Annotated in this window: 16 protein-coding genes; 7 read left to right on the top strand and 9 right to left on the bottom strand. The window is 68.1% G+C overall.

What is annotated here, in order from left to right:
- The first annotated feature begins 121 nt into the window (after positions 1 to 121).
- From ABH937_RS27490 to ABH937_RS27505, 4 genes are all read left to right on the top strand, one after another.
- Complete coding sequence (locus tag ABH937_RS27490) at positions 122 to 1,069, top strand: NUDIX domain-containing protein (protein WP_370219844.1); 948 nt, start codon at positions 122 to 124, stop codon at positions 1,067 to 1,069.
- 133 nt (positions 1,070 to 1,202) lie between these two features.
- The gene (locus ABH937_RS27495; RefSeq protein WP_370219845.1) at positions 1,203 to 2,135 is read left to right on the top strand and encodes an endonuclease/exonuclease/phosphatase family protein; all 933 of its coding nucleotides are present in this window, start codon (positions 1,203 to 1,205) and stop codon (positions 2,133 to 2,135) included.
- Between the two features lie 255 nt (positions 2,136 to 2,390).
- Complete coding sequence (locus ABH937_RS27500; protein ID WP_370219846.1) at positions 2,391 to 2,537, top strand: hypothetical protein; 147 nt, start codon at positions 2,391 to 2,393, stop codon at positions 2,535 to 2,537.
- A 236-nt stretch (positions 2,538 to 2,773) separates the two neighbouring features.
- A complete protein-coding gene (locus ABH937_RS27505; RefSeq protein WP_370219847.1) occupies positions 2,774 to 3,151 on the top strand; it encodes an NUDIX hydrolase in 378 nt (125 codons plus the stop codon).
- A 45-nt stretch (positions 3,152 to 3,196) separates the two neighbouring features.
- Here the strand turns inward: ABH937_RS27505 and ABH937_RS27510 are convergent, their stop codons facing one another.
- The 4 genes from ABH937_RS27510 to ABH937_RS27525 form a co-directional block, all read right to left on the bottom strand.
- The gene (locus ABH937_RS27510; protein ID WP_370219848.1) at positions 3,197 to 3,529 is read right to left on the bottom strand and encodes a hypothetical protein; all 333 of its coding nucleotides are present in this window, start codon (positions 3,527 to 3,529) and stop codon (positions 3,197 to 3,199) included.
- Between the two features lie 166 nt (positions 3,530 to 3,695).
- Positions 3,696 to 4,649: a hypothetical protein gene (locus ABH937_RS27515; RefSeq protein WP_370219849.1), complete on the bottom strand. Its 954-nt coding sequence runs from the start codon at positions 4,647 to 4,649 to the stop codon at positions 3,696 to 3,698.
- Positions 4,650 to 4,827: 178 nt separating this feature from the next.
- Positions 4,828 to 5,214, bottom strand: a complete 387-nt coding sequence (locus tag ABH937_RS27520; RefSeq protein ID WP_370219850.1) for a 6-carboxytetrahydropterin synthase — start codon at positions 5,212 to 5,214, stop codon at positions 4,828 to 4,830.
- 221 nt (positions 5,215 to 5,435) lie between these two features.
- Positions 5,436 to 5,717 carry a hypothetical protein gene (locus ABH937_RS27525; protein WP_370219851.1) on the bottom strand — a complete coding sequence of 94 codons (282 nt, stop codon included), beginning with the start codon at positions 5,715 to 5,717 and terminating at the stop codon, positions 5,436 to 5,438.
- Between the two features lie 351 nt (positions 5,718 to 6,068).
- Between ABH937_RS27525 and ABH937_RS27530 the strand changes: the two genes are divergently transcribed.
- Both ABH937_RS27530 and ABH937_RS27535 read left to right on the top strand, forming a co-directional pair.
- On the top strand, positions 6,069 to 7,823 hold the full coding sequence (locus ABH937_RS27530; RefSeq protein WP_370219852.1) for a hypothetical protein: 1,755 nt from the start codon (positions 6,069 to 6,071) through the stop codon (positions 7,821 to 7,823).
- 91 nt (positions 7,824 to 7,914) lie between these two features.
- Positions 7,915 to 8,652, top strand: coding sequence for a hypothetical protein (locus tag ABH937_RS27535; protein WP_370219853.1), 738 nt, complete (start codon positions 7,915 to 7,917; stop codon positions 8,650 to 8,652).
- Between the two features lie 246 nt (positions 8,653 to 8,898).
- Here ABH937_RS27535 and ABH937_RS27540 read toward each other — a convergent pair whose 3' ends face one another.
- Positions 8,899 to 9,609 carry a hypothetical protein gene (locus tag ABH937_RS27540; RefSeq protein WP_370219854.1) on the bottom strand — a complete coding sequence of 237 codons (711 nt, stop codon included), beginning with the start codon at positions 9,607 to 9,609 and terminating at the stop codon, positions 8,899 to 8,901.
- Between the two features lie 98 nt (positions 9,610 to 9,707).
- Entirely contained in the window at positions 9,708 to 10,301 is a 594-nt protein-coding gene (locus tag ABH937_RS27545) for a hypothetical protein (RefSeq protein WP_370219855.1), read from the bottom strand.
- A 473-nt stretch (positions 10,302 to 10,774) separates the two neighbouring features.
- On the opposite strand from ABH937_RS27545, the gene ABH937_RS27550 reads away from it, so the two are divergent.
- Positions 10,775 to 11,572: a phosphoadenosine phosphosulfate reductase gene (locus ABH937_RS27550; protein ID WP_370219876.1), complete on the top strand. Its 798-nt coding sequence runs from the start codon at positions 10,775 to 10,777 to the stop codon at positions 11,570 to 11,572.
- Between the two features lie 25 nt (positions 11,573 to 11,597).
- On the opposite strand, the gene ABH937_RS27555 is transcribed toward ABH937_RS27550, so the two are convergent.
- The 3 genes from ABH937_RS27555 to ABH937_RS27565 form a co-directional block, all read right to left on the bottom strand.
- Positions 11,598 to 12,137 (bottom strand): hypothetical protein, encoded by a 540-nt coding sequence (locus tag ABH937_RS27555; RefSeq protein WP_370219856.1) that lies wholly within the window; start codon positions 12,135 to 12,137, stop codon positions 11,598 to 11,600.
- A 204-nt stretch (positions 12,138 to 12,341) separates the two neighbouring features.
- The gene (locus ABH937_RS27560; protein ID WP_370219857.1) at positions 12,342 to 13,178 is read right to left on the bottom strand and encodes a phosphoadenosine phosphosulfate reductase family protein; all 837 of its coding nucleotides are present in this window, start codon (positions 13,176 to 13,178) and stop codon (positions 12,342 to 12,344) included.
- A complete protein-coding gene (locus tag ABH937_RS27565; RefSeq protein ID WP_370219858.1) occupies positions 13,175 to 16,780 on the bottom strand; it encodes an ATP-binding protein in 3,606 nt (1,201 codons plus the stop codon). Before ABH937_RS27565 ends, ABH937_RS27560 begins: the two co-directional genes overlap by 4 nt.
- Positions 16,781 to 16,782: the final 2 nt, after the last annotated feature.

The raw sequence follows: 16,782 nt of genomic DNA on the forward strand, positions 1-16,782 counted from the left end.
CTGCCCGCGGGACGTGCCGGGCCGGCGCGTGGTTGCGAGGCCGGTTGCCGCCCTGTGCGGTCGTGGAACGGCGGCTAGCCTCGGGCTCAGGGACTCCGACGTCACCGAGTAGGGGATGCAGATGAGTTGGACCAGTGATGCGCTGCGGCAGGCGGCGTGGTCGGCGTGCGTCGAGATGGCGTCCCGCCCACCGATCGCCCCCCGAACCGAGGCGGCCGACCCTCCGGAGCAGATCTGCCACGACGCGCTGACGCTCGCCGAGCAGCTGATGGCGGTGGCCGCAGCCGGACCACCCGCACTGCTGGCCCACACCGTCACCTCGGCTCTCGAACAGCTCACCCCGGTCCTGGCCTTGGCGGAGCGGTTCGAGCAGTGGCAGGCCGGACAGCCGGCGACGCACGCGGTGGGCGGCTCGGACTTCTCCTGGCCGCTCTACCCCGGCCTGGTGCAGGCGTTCGACGCCGCGTTCCCGCTGCTGCACCGCGCCTACGAGGCGCTGGAGGAGGCCGCCCGCACCGAGGCCAGCGCCGGCTGGAGGACGCTCGGCAGCGAAGTTCTGCACCGAGGGCCGCGTCTGACGCTGCACCGCGACCAGGTCCTGGAGCCTGACGGCAAGCCGGGGATCTACGAGTACATCGACGTGCGGGACGCGGTGCGGATCGTCGCCCTCAACGCGCTGGGCGAAGTCGCCTTGGTGGAAGACGACTTCTACCTCCAGAAACGGCGTGTGGTCCACTTGCCCGGTGGCGGCATCGACGCCGGCGAGGACATCGAAGCGGCTGCGCGGCGCGAACTGGAGGAAGAGGCGGGCTGGCGCGCCGGCCAGCTGCGCAGGATCGGTGCGATCGATCCGTTGCCCAGCTCCACCCGCGCCACCACCCACCTGCTGCTGGCGACCGCCCTGGAGCGCGGCCAGCTGCACCGGGACGCGACCGAGGCCGGGATGACCGTGCACTGGGAGCAGCTGTCGGGCGCGGTGGACCTGGTCGCCACCGGGGCGATCCGCGAGGCCGGCAGCGTCGCGGGGATCCTCCTCGCCGACCGGCTGCTCAAGGACGAGGCGCTTTGACTTCGCGGGCCGCGGCTCGACGTGCTCGCCGCCGCGGGCGGCAACCGCGAACCTGACCGGCAGCCGAACCGCCATCGGCGACCATCCCGCCGGCCGTCCGCACCACGCGCCGGCCCGACCGTTGAGGACCGACATGCGCTTCGCCACCTACAACCTCTTCAACCTTGGCCTGGTGAAGAGCCGCCAGGAGAAGGACCGGTACGCCCAGCTGGTCCAGGTGATCCGCGACCTGGACGCCGATGTTCTCGCCGTGCAGGAGATCATCGGCAAGGATCCCGCCAGTGCCGCAATGGTGCTCCGCCGGCTCGCGGACGACACCGGCCTGGACTGCCAGGCGATCCGGCCCCATGACGACAGCGCCCCCACGGTCGCGCTGGCTTCCAGCACCCACGACTTCCACACCGCGGTCCTGTGGCGGCCGGGCATCGAACCGGTGCGCGGCGGCTGGCGTGGCTACAACGGCGGGGTGGACTTCTGGCACTCGATGGCCACCATCGTGCTCGACGTCGGCGCCCCTGAGCCGGCCAAATTCGCCTCCTACCACGCGGACCCTTTCCGCGGTGACTTCCGGTACAACGAGGCCAAGCGCGTCCACTCGGCCTTCCGCGACGGTGTCCTGGGCGCGGTCGGGTCGGACTCCAACTCGCCCTCCGCAGACCGCATTGCGGGCGGTGCCTACTACGACAGCGACCCGTACACGGATCAGGACCACGAGTGGCTGGAGTACCAGATCCTGTGGCGGGACAACCCCGACGACCCGCCCGTCGCCGACCGCCGCGCCGGCGAAGTCCTGCGCCGCGGCGGCCTGCTGGACGCCGCCGCCGTCCTGAACGCGCCGCGGCAGCCCTCGTGCGGGCACTGGATCGACGAGAACGGCGACCCGGACATCTGGGGGGATCGCCGAATCGACCACACCCGCGTCACCCGGCGCCTCGTTCCGGCCCTTCGCGGGCACCGGATCGTGCGCACCGAGCAGGCGCTCGCGGCCTCCGACCACTGCCCTGCCGTCGTTGAGCTGGACCTCCACGCGGCCATGGACGCCGCCACGGCCAAGGAGCAGGAGTGAACGAACAGGGCGGGTGACCGCCTCTGGCGACAAGGTGGCGGTCGGCCGATTCACTGGGCGCCGCCGATGCGGGGCGCTACGGGCTGAGCTGCACGCCTGGAGTGCGCCGGAAATCCGCACGAGCTGCTTTATCCACAGGTTTCAGGAAACGGGGTACCTGCCACCGCATAGAAGCCTACTGTGGTAGGCGCGGTGACAACATGTCACCTCACCTCTCCGCCTCCACCACGAGTCGCGGCGAGAGGAGGTGAGAGCATGATCAAGTCCTTGATCTCCAAGATCAAGAGGATGCGGCTGTTACCGCAGTACAACCGAAGCCACCAGCGGCGGAAGGGCCTGGTCTACGTAGCGCAGTTCGCAGCTGCGCTGACGACCATCGCGGTCCAACTCCACCACTGGTAGGCATCGATCATCCGCGTGGCAGCGGAGGGCCGGGTGGCGCTCACTACCGGGAGCCACCCGGTCTGACACGAAAAAGTCCACCATGGAAAAGGCATCGTGCTGGGCATCGGGCCATCACGGCCACGACATGTATTAATTTACACTGCGAGGGAGGGCAAAGTACCTCCTATGCCCGAACTCATAGAGTTTGGCAACTTCCTGAATGAGACCGCTCCACGACGCTGCCCGCGGCCCAGGTGGCCGCGTCGCTGGGTAGCCCGGCGCAACGCGCCCGTCAGCTATTCACCGACTCGCAGGGCCAGGTCCTGCTCGCCAGGTCGGCCGGACCGGACCCGGGCCACTGGATGTTGCCCGGCGGCAAGGTCGAGCCCGCCAGCGGGACGCCCCGCCGGGCAGCACCCGCGAGACCGCCGAAGAACTCGGCTGGCCCGGCCGCGATGCCGGCTCGCTGCTCGCGCTCGACTGGGCACATCGCGCCGACGGGCTGCCGCGCCTGGCCTACAAAGTGGACGTTGAGGGTGCCGAGGGCGAGGTCTGGGCGCAGAGCTATCCGGCCGCCGGCCGCAGCCAGCTGGCCCCGCCGATACGCTGGCGCCAACCGACAGCCGAGCTGACCGGGCAGTGCGATCTGGTCTTCTCCAGGATCGACGCCGATCTCCTTACTCGGGCTGGTGCGGGCTCACCGGTCCGGGCGAGCCGTCCGAGCCGGTCCACTCCTCCGGCACCCGCAGCAGCGGTGCCCCACCGCCGCTCGGAGCCGCACGAAGAAGGCGCCGCACCGCCGTGATCGCCAGGATCGCGAACGGGATGAGCATGATCTGTCCGACGACCAGCACGATCAGCCGCCCGGCCGAGGAGAGCTGCCCGGCCAGTGTGATGCGCACCGCGAGCACCTCGAAGACCCCGCCGAGCGCGATCGGCACGCACGCGGCCACCGCAGGCAACGCGGGGCTAACCCGCCCGCGCGGCCTGTCCAGCTCGCTCGTACCCATCGCGGCACCCGTCCCTTCCTCACCGTCCGCTCAGGACGGTACCCCTGCGCCGGCCGTCCGGGGCTGCCCAACACGCCCACCAACTGGCGGGCCGGGCGATCGGCGTTCCCTGAGCGCGGTGTCCGGGTCGCTGCGACAGGTGCTCGCCCGCAGGATAGGTCGGCGCCTACGAGAACAGCGGCTGGTTGATGTGCTCGATCCAGGCGGCGTACTGCTCACGGACGTAGGGCGCGAGGTCGTCTTCGGGACCGAAGTCTCTGCTGCCCCGGGTGCCCGTCTCGTGCTCGGTGTCCCAGTTCAAGAGCGCGGTAGCGAACACGTGGGCCTGGTCGACGCGCTGCTGCGGTCGGTCCTGGGAGCCCCAGAGGAGGAGCCAGCGGTCCGCCAGGGCCGCCCGCTGGAGCAGCCGATTGCGTTGCCAGCCCTTCTCCGGCGGTTCACCCTGGAGCTGAGCCAGGTCGTGTGTCGCATCCAGGTTGGCTACCGCGAGGAGGTGCTGGCTGTACGAGAGCGCCCCCGCGTACAGCCCCTGCGCGGGCGGCTCGGCGTCGAAGGCGACGTCCATCGCGGAGGACCTGACCATGGCGGGGAGCCGGTCCTCAAGGGTCCGGCCAGCGTCCGCGTGGTCCTGCAGTACCTGTCGCGCGACCCCGATGAAGTGCAGTACCCGGACCTTGATCGCCGTGTTGCCGTGCTCCAACTGGTAGGGGACCGAGGCCAGGATCGGTGCCAGGGCCTCCACGAGGTCGGCCGGTAGCGGGCGCGCGGTGCGCATAGCGCGGACCTGGACCTTGTTGATCGTGTCGACGGCGGTCCGGGCGTCCGTCAGGAGCGCCGCGGCGTCGGCCAGCACGGTGGCCAGCAGCGGCGCGTCGGGCTCAAGTGGTCCGTCCGGCGGCAGCGGAACGTCCTTGACGCCGGCGTGGTGGAGTGCGCACGCGATGATGGCCTCCACCCAGGTGACGGCCTCCTCCTGGAAGGTCCCCGCGATGCCGGCCCAGCTGTCCGGATGGGTGTGAACGTGCCAGGACACCAGGCCCTTCGTCCAGGTGCACGCCTCGACCCAACGGTTCGGGAAGCGGGCGGTACGAAGGGCTTCGAGGAGTTCGGCGTCGTCCATCCTCACAAACTACGTCGAGGTGCCCTCGCCCGGTGTGCAATCGCGTCGATGGGGTTCCAACGCCGAACCGGAGTCCTGGCCCGCCGTCACTAGCTGCTCGGCCTCACGCTGCCGGACAACGGCCTGTCTCCGGTGTCGTAGCGGCGATCAGAGCTGGTAGGGACTGGCGGAGTTCCGCCTACGCTTCAGCGGGGCGGTAGGTCACCCAGACCGACCGGTCCCGGCTGTCCTGAACGCGCACCGCAGCCAGGTCGAGGTAGTGCTGCGCCCACCTCTTGAAGATCCAGGCGGCCATCCGCTCGAGCGACATGTTCTCGATCCTCATCACGCCGTTGAGGTCCTGGCGGTTCAGAAAGCGGTCAGCCCAGGTCTGCAGGGCGGTTCCGAACTCGGCGCGCTTCAGGTCCAGGTCGTGTTCAGTGTGATCGGGCGAGGGGTGCAGTTCGAGCACGGCGCGGACGGTGATGCCGTGAAGGTAGTGGGCGTGATGCCACCCCGGTAGCGCCGGATTGGAGCAGGTGCCGGTGAACTCGCACTCGATCTCCAGAGCGACGGTGGTCGTCACATGTGCCTCCAGCCCTCGACGGTATACCCGACAGTAGCCCAGCGGCAGACAGCAGGGAGGTGGGAACCGTCGTTTCGGCTTCGGCCGCTGTGCCGCGACCTGAGCCAGGATCCCACCGACCACGTCCCCCCGGCCCGGTTGCTGGCTGCTGCTGCTCAGCGGCGCGACTGCCCCGGTCAAAGCTCAGGCAGCGGCCTACAGGTCCCTCGCCACGGTGGGCCTCACCGTTCCAAGTAGGCGGACAGCAGGAGTTCGGACTCCGGGGAGAGCGTGGCTACGCGGATCTGGTCGCCGTCGCGGTAGGTCAGGCTCCCCGGAACGTCGCCTACGGCCGGGTGGTAGTCCCCACGGGATAGCGAGGCGAGAACCGCGGTGCGCAGCCCTTCGCGAAGCCCGAGCGAGATCGCGAGAGGGATGGCGAGGTTGAGGTCGGGGTCTTCGAGCGCGGTGTTGACGAGCGCACGGGTCTCCTGCTCTGTCATCAGCTTCTGCCGCCCGGTCATAGCCCACTCTCCGCTCACCTTGGATGAACACGCTCTGCCGCCCTGCAAGACGATAGCCGCCCGGTCCATCGACCGTGCCGGCCAACAGCAGCCGGGCCGGATGAGCGCCGCCGAAGTCCGCGGAGATCGCCCGGTTCAGGCGCTGCCGGCTGCCCTCCTCGCCTACGTGCTGTCAGGTCTTTCTGCCGCCAACCCGGGCGCCCGCTGGGATGGGTGACGTCGCCTGTAGCGCCTTGCGGCGGAAGGTCGCGGGCTGACACGCTGGCTTGGTAGACAACCAACATTGCTCAATCACGACCTCCCGAGTGGAAGCGCGGGTCCGTGATCCGTTCAAGGGGGCGCGGCGCTCGCATGCTTATTGAGAATTCTCGCTACACCGACGCACGGCAGCTGACGGCGTCTCTGGTATCGGATCCGTCGCTCCGCAGTGGGGATGAGCTGACCGCGCACCTGCAGGACGTCGTGCTGGACGCCGAGAGGACTGCCGGGCTGCTGGCGGCTTGGGCGGAGATCGGCGCGATGGCAACCAAAGATGCGGCTGCGATGTTTGTCGGTGTCGATCTGGAGGCCGACTGGGTCCGCCTCGGCCTGGTGCTGGCGGATGCGGCCTGCCGGGGCGACCAGTCCGAGGTCGAGGCTGCCGCCGGCCGGTGCGCCGAGGAGTTGGACCCGGTCGGCCGAGCCCAGCTCGTCGGATCTTGGGGAAGGGAGCTGATCCCGGATGTGATCGAGTGGGCAGGCGGGCTGGACGAGCTGCTGGAGCAGGTCGCCCTGCACCGGTCGTGTGCTGGAGGCGAGGATGCCGCCTGGGTGAACGCGGCTGCCTGGGTGGTCTGCCGGCTCACCGAAACGGGAACCGTCGACGCGTACAACCGGATCGGCGACCTGATCGTCAAGGACGGACGGGGCGCGGATCTCTGGCGGACCTGGCCGGAGGTGGCGGCCTCCATGATGTCCACCACGTATCTGCGGGAGATCGAGCCGCTTCCCCAAAAGGACATGCCTGGCTATCCCGTCGGGCTGCCGCTGCGCGCCGTCGAGGCCGTTCACAGCGCCAGCAGGAAGCTGGTCAAGCAGTCGCAAGCCGAGTTCGCCGCTGCGGGTCGGGAGGACCAGCTTCTGCTCGCCTTCGAGCTGGCCACGCTGATTGCCACCTGCCGCCAGCTTCCCTCCCGCCGGGCAGCGCGACGAGCGGCCCGCGGCGAACGGGACGCGGACCACGAGGCGTTCAGCGACGCGGCCCGCGCCGTGATGGACGAGATGCCGTCGGCCATCGTGGAGCGGACCGGGCGGATGCACGCCCTCTCCCGCCGCGCCGTCCTGGCCTTCATCGATGCAGACCGCGAGACCCTCGCCGCTGTCGTCGACCGGATCGCCACGTGGGACGACGACCCAGGCCGTGCGACCTACCCGAGGCCGCGCTTCGAGTTCCCCGCCAACCAGGCACTCGCCCTGGCCAACGACCTCTTCCGCCTGGGCGAGCAGCAGGGGATCCGCATCTCCGACGCACAAGCGGCCACCGGGGCAGCGGAACTGATCAATCGAGACGCGCCCACCGAGCACCGGGAAGCCGCTCTGGCCCTGCTTTCCGCGATGAAGGGGGACAGCCGCAACGGCGCTGTCTTCGACCCGGTCGCCGCGACAACCGAAGCAGGGCTCCTGGCGTTCGCCGCGACCGCGGCGTGGCTCGGGACCAACCCCAGGCTCATCCGCTCCCGGGAGACCGTACGCCTCAACCTGATCAAGGAGATCAGGGAGAGCGAGTCCAGGGCATTGAAGGTCCCTGAGCGCGAGACCATCCGCGACGTCAGCGACAAGGACGCGCTCGCGTTCCTCCACCAGCTCTACGGCGAGCACTACCCCTTGCCCCGCGACCCCGCCGAGCGCGGCGCGTGGGAGATGGACATCGTCGCCATCGTCCGCCAGCACCTGTTGGAGACACCGGCGGATGCCACCACGCCAGAGCAGAAGAAGGCACTTCACGAACGCGTGATCGCCATCCTGAGCGCGGCAGCCGGCACTCCTCGTCGCACCCCGCCGCCCGCGACCCGCAGCGGCGCCGTCCGCCAGCAACCCAAGCGGAAGCAGCCGAAGGGCAAGCGCTGACCACCCAGCGGGCCATCCGTCAGACGCGAAGGGTGCGCCACTATCGGCACGCCCGGGACCACGATGAGCAGTTGATGAGAGGAGAGGGTCGTTGGGGGCCTACTGGAACGTCAGCACCGATAGGCTCACCATCCAGATGGTGCACGCCTCGCCGACCGACCTGTTCTGCGACGACAGCACCTGCACCCCCGACGACCACCCCGCCGTGGAAACGACGGTCATGGCCTGCCCGCAGTGCGACTACACCGCGGAGCTGACGATCCTCGGCGAGTGGGGACAGCCGGCCAGGATCCAGTGCCACCGCTGCGGACACGCTTTCAACGCGCCTATGTCGGAGAGCGACTCCATCCGCCTTCTGCAGAGGGCCATTGCTGCATCCATCACCGGAGGCAACAGCACCCCACCCACAACCATCTGGAAGCCGCCGCAGCCCAGGCTCACGGAGCTGATCCACCCCGTCCTGGATGAGGCGCGAGCCTGCATCGCCAGCGGCCTGTGGATCCTCAGCCCCGACATCCTCTCCCATGTCGAGACACTGCTCGATCAGCTGAACTGGCCCAGCGAAGTCGGACTCGTCACGCTCCCGCTGCGCGTGGACTGGCTCCAGGGCGCGGTTGTCGCCCTCTACGAACACCGGGGCTCCACCAACGATTTCGGGAAGTGGCTGTATGAGTGCGGACAGGTCCTCGCCCCAGCGATGCAGTTCGTCGTAGACGGCGGCCAGCCCAGAGCCGCAGTCGGCCAACCGTCCGCGCTGACCGATGCCGAGGAAGCCCTCGGCATGGTACGGGCATTTCTCTACGCGATAGGAGACGGGGCTGCGGCGTGATGCGGTGCACGACTTGGCGTCCGTGAGCCAGGTGGATCAACTCCGGCGAGCGTCGAAGGCTTTTGGCGCCCGGACCCGGCCTGGCGCCTTAGCTGCTCGTGGGGCGAGGTCGCAGCGGCGTCGTCCGCAGCCAACCCAGGCAGAAGCGCCCGAGGCAAGCGCTAACGACCGTAGTGATTCGCAGCCCTCAACGGTGGCGGTCTGTCCGTCGAACGCGAAGGGCTGCCGTGCAGCGGCCCGTTGGTGTTACTGCTCTTCAGGGATGAGATCACTGGCGCGCACGATCACTGGATCGCCATGGGGTCCGGGCGCCTCCATCCAGATCTCACCTTCAACGGTGGGCAGTACTGCCCACCGGGGCCCGGTGTCCTGCCCTGGGACGGTCAGGACTACCTCGTAACCGGGCGGAGGCCCTGGCTCCACCGTGCGACGCGTATCGTCCATCAGCCAGGCCGGACCAACTACCTGGCCGGACCGTCCTTCGTGCTCCCCGCCGACCACTCGTACCAGGGTGTGGGGCACGAGCCCTGGGGGCCGCTCAGCAATCAGTGCCTTCCGGGCCGCCGCGGTCGCCCACAACGTACACACGTCGACCGCTGGGAGCTGGGAACCGCGGCCGATACCACGCGGCATGCCATCGCTGTTGGCCAGCGGCGGCTCGGCCGGCCAGCGACGGATCAGCCAGGCCCACTCCGCGCCGGCTTCCGCAGGCTGCGCCTCCTCGGCCGCCAAGCCAAGGGCTGTACCGAACTCGTACACGACTGCCGGCCCCTGGTCCAGGTGCCACAGCACACTGCCCATCTCGATATCCTCCACCGCACAGCCCTGACGGCTGGCCAGGCCCGCGAGGGTGACCGCCACCACACCGCGGACAGCCCGCCCATCCCATGTGTCCGCCGGGTGATCGTCGTGAGCGGCGATCCGATCCGCACGCTCCACCGCCTGCTGCCACTCCACGTTGGCTGCCCCTCTCCCGCGTCGCCCGATGTTCTCATCAGGTGCTGGCTGGCTCACGTTATCGCCGGCCGCGGTCCGCACCGGCTCGGTTGGGGACTTCAGTACTCAATGTCGCCGGTTACCGCGGCGACCACCACGGTGGCTGCCAAGCTCATCACCTGCGAGGCCGGGACCAGCTTCTCGGCTTCGGCCCTTGGCAGCTGCTCCTCCTCCCACGCTTCCACCGTAGAGCGCCAGACTCGCTCTTCCGCCTCAGCATCAGTGAGACCGGTCCGCTCGATAAAATGGTCGAGGTGCTCTCTGTCCAGGACGGGCGGGTCGACGCGCCAAGCGGCAATCAGCCTCCTCGCGTGGGGCAGTAGGTCCTGCCCGGCCTCCACGTATACCGAGACAAGTCGGCGCATCGGGGAGCGACGCAGCAATAGACGGACCCACAGCGCGGACAGCAACTTCTCGGAAGCCTCGGTGAGGCGGCCCTGAAACCTGAGGGAATGCGTCCGGCCACCGTCGAACTCGTGCCGTGCGCGCGGGAGATGGGAGGGCCGGTCCTTGTCTAGCTGCGTGGAGAGGGTCAGGAACCTGGTGCCGAGCCTCAACTCACACCTACCGGGAACCCACGCTCCGGTCACCAGGGACTGCTCGATCGCCGCTACCTCGGCTCGCAAGCGGTCGTTCGACGTGATGGTCGTCATGCCCGTCACCGTAGCGTCACCGGCCGGACCTCCACGGCCGTTTCGTGCCGATCGAACGGCGGACGCTCGACAGAACCGGGCCGCCCAAAGCGACCGGCCCTCAGTTGCGCGCAGGGGGCGCCGACCCGCGCGGCGGCAGCAGCCTCGCCGAAACCCTACTGGCCGGCGACCCGGTGGCGGAGCATGCCGTCGTCCACAAGTGACCGGTGCTGTTGGCCGACGAGTTGAGCAGCGCCACGGATGCGATCGCCCACCTACCCGTTAGGTGAACACCCGCCACGGACCATTCACGGGTTGGACGACGCCCATCGCGATGAAATAAACACTTGATCTATTCGATCGACATCAATAGAGTATTTCACCTCAGGCCTGTCTGACCCAGAGGTGTTCACGTGACGACTTCCGCCTTGTGCTGCACCCGCAGCACGCATACCCGCTCATGCGATCCGGCTGACAGCAAGGGAGTTGACAGCCTGCGAGTGGTCTCCTATGGAGGGGGCGTGCAGTCAACCGCGCTGCTCGTTCTTGCCGCCCGCGGCGCCATCGACTACCCGACGTTTCTGTTCGCGAACGTCGGTGACGACAGCGAGCACCCTGCGACGCTCGCCTACGTGCAGGACGTCGCCGTCCCATTTGCTTCCCGATCGGGGATCCGGCTCGAGCAACTTCAGCGCCGTCGGCGAGACGGTGAGACAGAGACCCTCGTACAGCAACTCGCCCGGCCGGGAATCCGGTCGATCCCGATCCCGGTTCGGATGGCAAACGGGGCGCCTGGCCGAAGGTCCTGCACTGCGGATTTCAAGATCAAGGTGGTCGGGCGGTGGCTCCGCCAGCACGGTGCCACCGCGAGCGCGCCGGCGACAGTCGGCATTGGGATCTCCGTCGACGAGATCCACCGGGCGAACCGGCGGCGAAGTGAGCCGCATGAGTTGATCGACTATCCGCTGCTAGATCTCGGACTGCGCCGCACGGACTGCGTCCGGTTGATCGAGGAGGCGGGGCTGCCGGTGCCGCCCAAGAGCTCCTGCTTCTTCTGTCCGTTCCGAACGGTCGCGGCGTGGAGACACCAGCGTGTTGCGGAGCCCGAGCTGTTCGCCCAGTCCGTCGCGATCGAGGCAATGGTCAACCGCCGGCGGTCTGACCTCGGCCGCGATCCTGTCTACCTCACCCGCTATGGTCGCCCACTCGCCGAGGCGATAACTCTGCCCGATGCGCCAGCTTCGACAGATGATGCTGACGGGCTGTGCGACTCCGGCTGGTGTATGACATGACGCGTACTTCGTACGGCCACGTTGGTCAGCTATTTGATGAGGTGGCGGGATCGGGGGCCGATGCCTTACGTCCTCGCGGCTTTTGAGTTGCTCGTTGGCCAGTGCGAAGCCTTTCGACCTCCTCTGTGATCACTGGCCGGTTCCGGGCCTCCGCGTCGGCCACGAGGGTCTCGATGAGCCACAGTGGTGATCCTGACAACCTCAGATCAGCGTCCGCAATCCTCTTCCGATGGCGCCACCGCGCGATGGCAGCCTCGTTGGTGCCCAGGATCAGAGCTGCTTCCTTGCTGCCTACGATGGCTGGCAGGTCCGCCGGGTCTTCCAGGCAGTAGCCCCCGGGGGTGGCCTCCTTGTAAAGCGCGAGCCGTTCCGCGGTGATTTCCCGCCCGTTGTACCCGTCCAGCCGAAGCACCGTGTCAAGGAGCCAGTACGGGTTGCCGGACGCGATGAGGTCGGGCTCGCCAAGGACCCCGTCGGTTCGCCACTTCTGCGACGTCTGCCGCTCGACACCAAAGAGGCTCGCGATCTCGGTATGACCGACCAGGTACGGCATCTTCCTGGCCATGACCTGCGCTTCTCCACGGATCGACGGTAGAACGAGCCCTGATCAGTGGCAGGGTTCCTAAACGATAGCGTTCACCGTCCCGTCGTGCTGGGCCTCGCCGACGTAGCGCCCAGAGACTAAACCCACGAGTACGGCGTCAGTGCGTACGGAAGAGCCCCGTGCTGACGGCTCGTAGCCGTCAGCACGGGGATCCAAGCCGCCAGTTCAGAGGTGGCACACGGCGCAACCTGCCTCGTCGTCGTCCTCGTCGTGCGCGTCCGCGAGGATCTCCAAGAGCGGCCGGTTCGGCTTGATGCGCTTGGCGGCCCGCTCGAGCGCGCCCTGGTGCTTGGCTTCGATCTCGTCCCGACGCTCGATCAGCTCGTGCAGGGACTCGCCCTGCGACCAGGTGTACTCCCGGCCCTGCATAGCGGTGTGCCGGAAGTTGACCTTTTCCTCGTACGCTATGGCCTTCTCGAACAGCTCGGGGTGGCGGTCTTTGAGGCCGACCCACTCGTGCTTGCGCTGGAAGAAGCAGAAGTAGCAGCCGGACCGGGTGCGCCACTCGTAGTAGGCCGGCAGGCCGATACCAGCTTCGTCGAGGATGCGGTCGACCCCGGGGCGGTCGATGCCGTCCTCACGGAAGGGGAACACCGCGGTGATGTTGGGCTTGGTGCTGACGTAGCCGAGGCGGTTCTCGTCTGCCCGGATGGCGACGTACGAGATGACTTCGTCATCGCCGACCCACTCCTCCAGCGGCTTGATCTTTAGGTTTTTGGTGCACCAGCGCATCTGGGGGCTGGGGAGGGTGCCCTGGTAGACCTCGAGCCAGTGGTCGAAGTCGCGGGTGGCATTCAGTCGGACGATGGGCTTGCCGACTGCGGCTTCGAGGCGGTTGAGATACTCATATGTCTCCGGCAGCTCGGCACCGGTGTCGCAGAAGAAGTACTCCATGTCCGGTACCCGGTCACGCATGTGGATGGCGAGGGCGGAGGAGTCTTTGCCTCCGGACAGGCCGAGAACATGGCGTGTCTTGGTTCCGGAGCCGGTGGTGTCGCTCACAGCTTCTCCTTCGTCTCGGGGGCCGTGTCGGTGCCAGCCGCGGCCAGACGCTCGGCGAGGGCGGCGAGCAGGATGCGGGCGCCGTCGGGGCCGAGCGCCTCTTCAGCCTGCCTGATGACACTGACAACAAGGTCGTCGGCGGCCTTGCGGGATTGCTTCGGCACGTGGATGAGGGTTCGTTCCTCTGTGCCTTGGGGGGTGGTGAGCGTCAGCAGGCGGGTCTCGATTCGGCGCGGCGCGGCCGGCTGCTGATCGGTGGCCGGCACGTCGTGCGCCTCGTAGAGGTGGCTGACCCGCTCGAGAGCGCGGGCTACCTCCTTGACCTTGGCCGGGAAGGTCTCGGCGTCCTTGTCCGTCCAGTCCTTGAGGTTCTTGTTCACGAGGCAAATGGTGATCGGGTCGAGCCAGTCCTCGTCCGGCAGACTCTCGTTCAAGACCCGGGAGACAAACCCCTGCAGGCTGAGCTCGAGCGGTGCAGTGGCGAACCCTCGAAGTCGTTCGGCCAGGCCCGATCGCAGCTCGTTGAGCTCAACGGGCAGTCGGAACTCCTTGGCGATCGTGGCCACGACCTCCTGGCGCAGAGCTGCGCTGGCACCGGAGAGTTCATCCAGGCTGGCGATCAGGCTCGCTACGTACGCCTTGCCTGCCTGCTCGTCCTTGGACGTGTCCGGCAGGATAGGCAGGATACCGATGGCCTCGGGCAGGGAGTCGAAGATCAGCCTGTCGGGGTCGGTCGCGTTCTCCAGGACGTCGCGAAGCTTCAGCGTCGGCTTGCTGAGACGCTTTGTCTTCTTCGCGTATTCATCCAGGTCCATGACGCGGCCCAGGAGCATCCGTGTCACGGCCAGGAGCACGGGGTTGCGTGCCGAGCGCGAGCGCGGCGTGGCAACGTTCAGGGCTTTAGCGAGGCCCTCCACCACAAGACGGCGCTGGCCGCGGCCGACGGGTGCAGCCTTGACCATGAAGCGGTCCGGGTTGACGTTGAGCCGCTCGATGATCTCCGGTGTCAGCCGCTGGCAGTAGCTGCCTTCCTCGAACAGAGCGATGTCCTCGCCACGCAGGATCAGCGCGGTGACCACCAGGATCGGGACAACGCCCGCCTTGACGCCGTACGGCGGCGCCATGAGCTGCCCGTAGATGTCCACGATCGGGGTGGGCGCGGTGGCCTTGGTCAGCGCTTCCTCGAGGGCCTCCCAGACGGCCATGACCTCGGCGTTCACATCGGCGCTGGGCCGGGAGATGCCGTGGGTGAGGATGCTGTCGGCGTCGGCACCGCTGCCGCTCTCCCCTGCGACGCGGTGGAGACCGAGGAACTCGACGACCCCGTGGTACATCGCGCGCTCGGCGGAGTAGAGGTCCGGATCGAATCCAAGAAGGTAAACACCCGACTTCTGGATCATCGCGGTGAGCACCTCGCGGCGAGCGCGCGCGCCGTTGCTGGTGAGCTGGTGGCGGCCGGCCATCTCGTTGCGAATGTGCGGGGTGTGCGGGTAGACACGCTCGCATGCCTGGGAGGCGAGACTGGCATAGCTGCGGGCTTCGATAACCGCGTTGGGCTCGCTGCTGGTCTCGGTGGCCTCATGCCATAGGCGCCAAGTCGACTGCGGGCTGCGGGGGCTGAAGGCTTCGTCCAGCTGTGCGCCGATCTTCTGAGCGATCTCGGCCGCCCGTTCGGCGATCTCGCGGGTGGCGACGTGGTCGATGGTGTCGTCGTCGAGGAGTTCTTCGAGAGCCACGAGGTCGATGCCGGCCTGCAGGATCTTGTCGGGCTGCTCGGTGGTGCCAATCAGCACAGGCAGAGGGGAGTTGACGACGGGTCGGGTGTCGTGGGTGCCGAGGTGGTAGACGATGAGACCGTCCGCGGCGTCCTTGACGATCTCAGGGCCGTCGATCTTCTCGCCTTCGTGGCTGACCGCGGTGACGAGGTAGCGCAGCATGCCCGTCTGCTGGCTGTGCTTGCCGGCCACCACCGCGGCGGGCAGGACGGTGCCGAGGTGTTTGCTGAAGTAGTCGACGACGTCGGCAGGCCGGATCCGGGTAGCGACTTCGCGAACCCGAGCGTCGATGTCAACGTCGGTTCCCTGCCAGACGCGGTACTCGTTGCTGTAAGCACGGTGGACGACGAAGCCGCCCTCGACGAGGTTGTTCAGTCGCTCCTCAAGGGCGGCGAAGCGCTCAGCGTCTTCGGCGTCGAGCGGGTCATGCAGCGCGAACTGGATCATGGCTGGCGTGGCGCGCAGGAGGCCGTCGGCGTCGATGAGGTTCAGGATGCCGATGATCTTGAGGAGTTCCTGGTCCTCGGTGGGCAGCCCGTGGGCCTCGCTGAGCCGCATGTCGACCTCGAGCCAGCGGCTGGCGTTGGACGAGGCGAGGATGGTGGTGCGACCGGAGGCGAAGAAGTAGTCGTACAGCTGCGGCAAGCGCACTGTGGAGGCGCGCTCAGGTGCGTCGGAGGAGAACGCCTCCAGGGTCCGGCGGACGGTGTTCGGTTCGTCACTGGCGAGGAAGCCGGTGAGGCTGCGGTCGTGCTGTCCGATCTGTGAGGCGAGGAGCGGGGCTGCGACGGCAGTGAGCGGGTGGAGTGGGTAGAGGCCAGCGAACATCTCGGCGGAGATGTCGACGACGGCGTTGAGCGCGTGGCCCTCCTTCCACGCCTTTGCGGCGGCCTTGGCCTGCGCCTCGATGAGCACACGGCCGGGCTCCGCGACGGCGGTCAGGTCGAGGCGGCGTTGCATCAGGTGGACAGCGTCGCCGAGGTTCGGCGCGAAGGTGATGTCCTCGAAGCGGCCCTGGATCTTGGCCCATTCCTGGGTCTGGACACTGCTGGAGCGCGCCGCGTAGTCGGTGAAGGCCAGGTGCTGCAGGGTGAAGATGAACAGGGGCAGGCCCGAGCGGCCGGCGCCCTTCTCGGCCAGCATCTGAAGAAGGAAGACGTCGCTGTCGGCGTCGCCGTTATCGCCAGCCGCAGCGAGGTACTCGAGCGTCTTGCCGAACTCGTCGAGGATCAGCAAGACGGGGGCTGCTTCGCACAGCACGGTGAAGGCGTCCAGCAGGCTCTGCGCGGTCGGCACCTCGCGCTCGGCGCACACGGCGAGGGCCTGGGCGACGGCTTTCGGAGGCCGCTTCTTCCACCTCCGCTCGACGGCGGTCTGCAGGGCGCGGTGGACGGTTGCCGCGAGGGGCTCACGGCGTGCGGTGGCGACCGCGCCAAGGAAACCTGTCTCGGTGAGCTGGTCCCGTACGCGGGCCAGCCGTGTGGCGTAGCCCGGGCTGGTCGCCGCGACTGCCGCTTCGGCCTCGGCGCGGCGCGCCTTGTCGTGCCCGAGGAAGGCGTCGAAGAGGTTGGAAAGGGTGGACTTGCCGGAGCCGTAGGGGCCGGTGAATGACCAGGCGCGCGTGCGTCCGAGGTCGCCCACGGCGTGGGTGACACGTTCGAGGACGTCCTGGGCGCGGGCTCCAACATAGGGCGAGTTCAGGTGGCGTTCGCGAACGTCGCGCTCAAGGTTGGTGGACCGCAGTTCCGAGCCGACCAGGGCGATGCCTTCGGGGAGCTGGACGCCCGTGGCGGTCTGGCGGGAACCCTGCTTGTTCTTCGTCGTCATGA

The sequence above is a fragment of the Kitasatospora sp. GAS1066B genome, assembly GCF_041262605.1.
Classification (GTDB): domain Bacteria; phylum Actinomycetota; class Actinomycetes; order Streptomycetales; family Streptomycetaceae; genus Kitasatospora.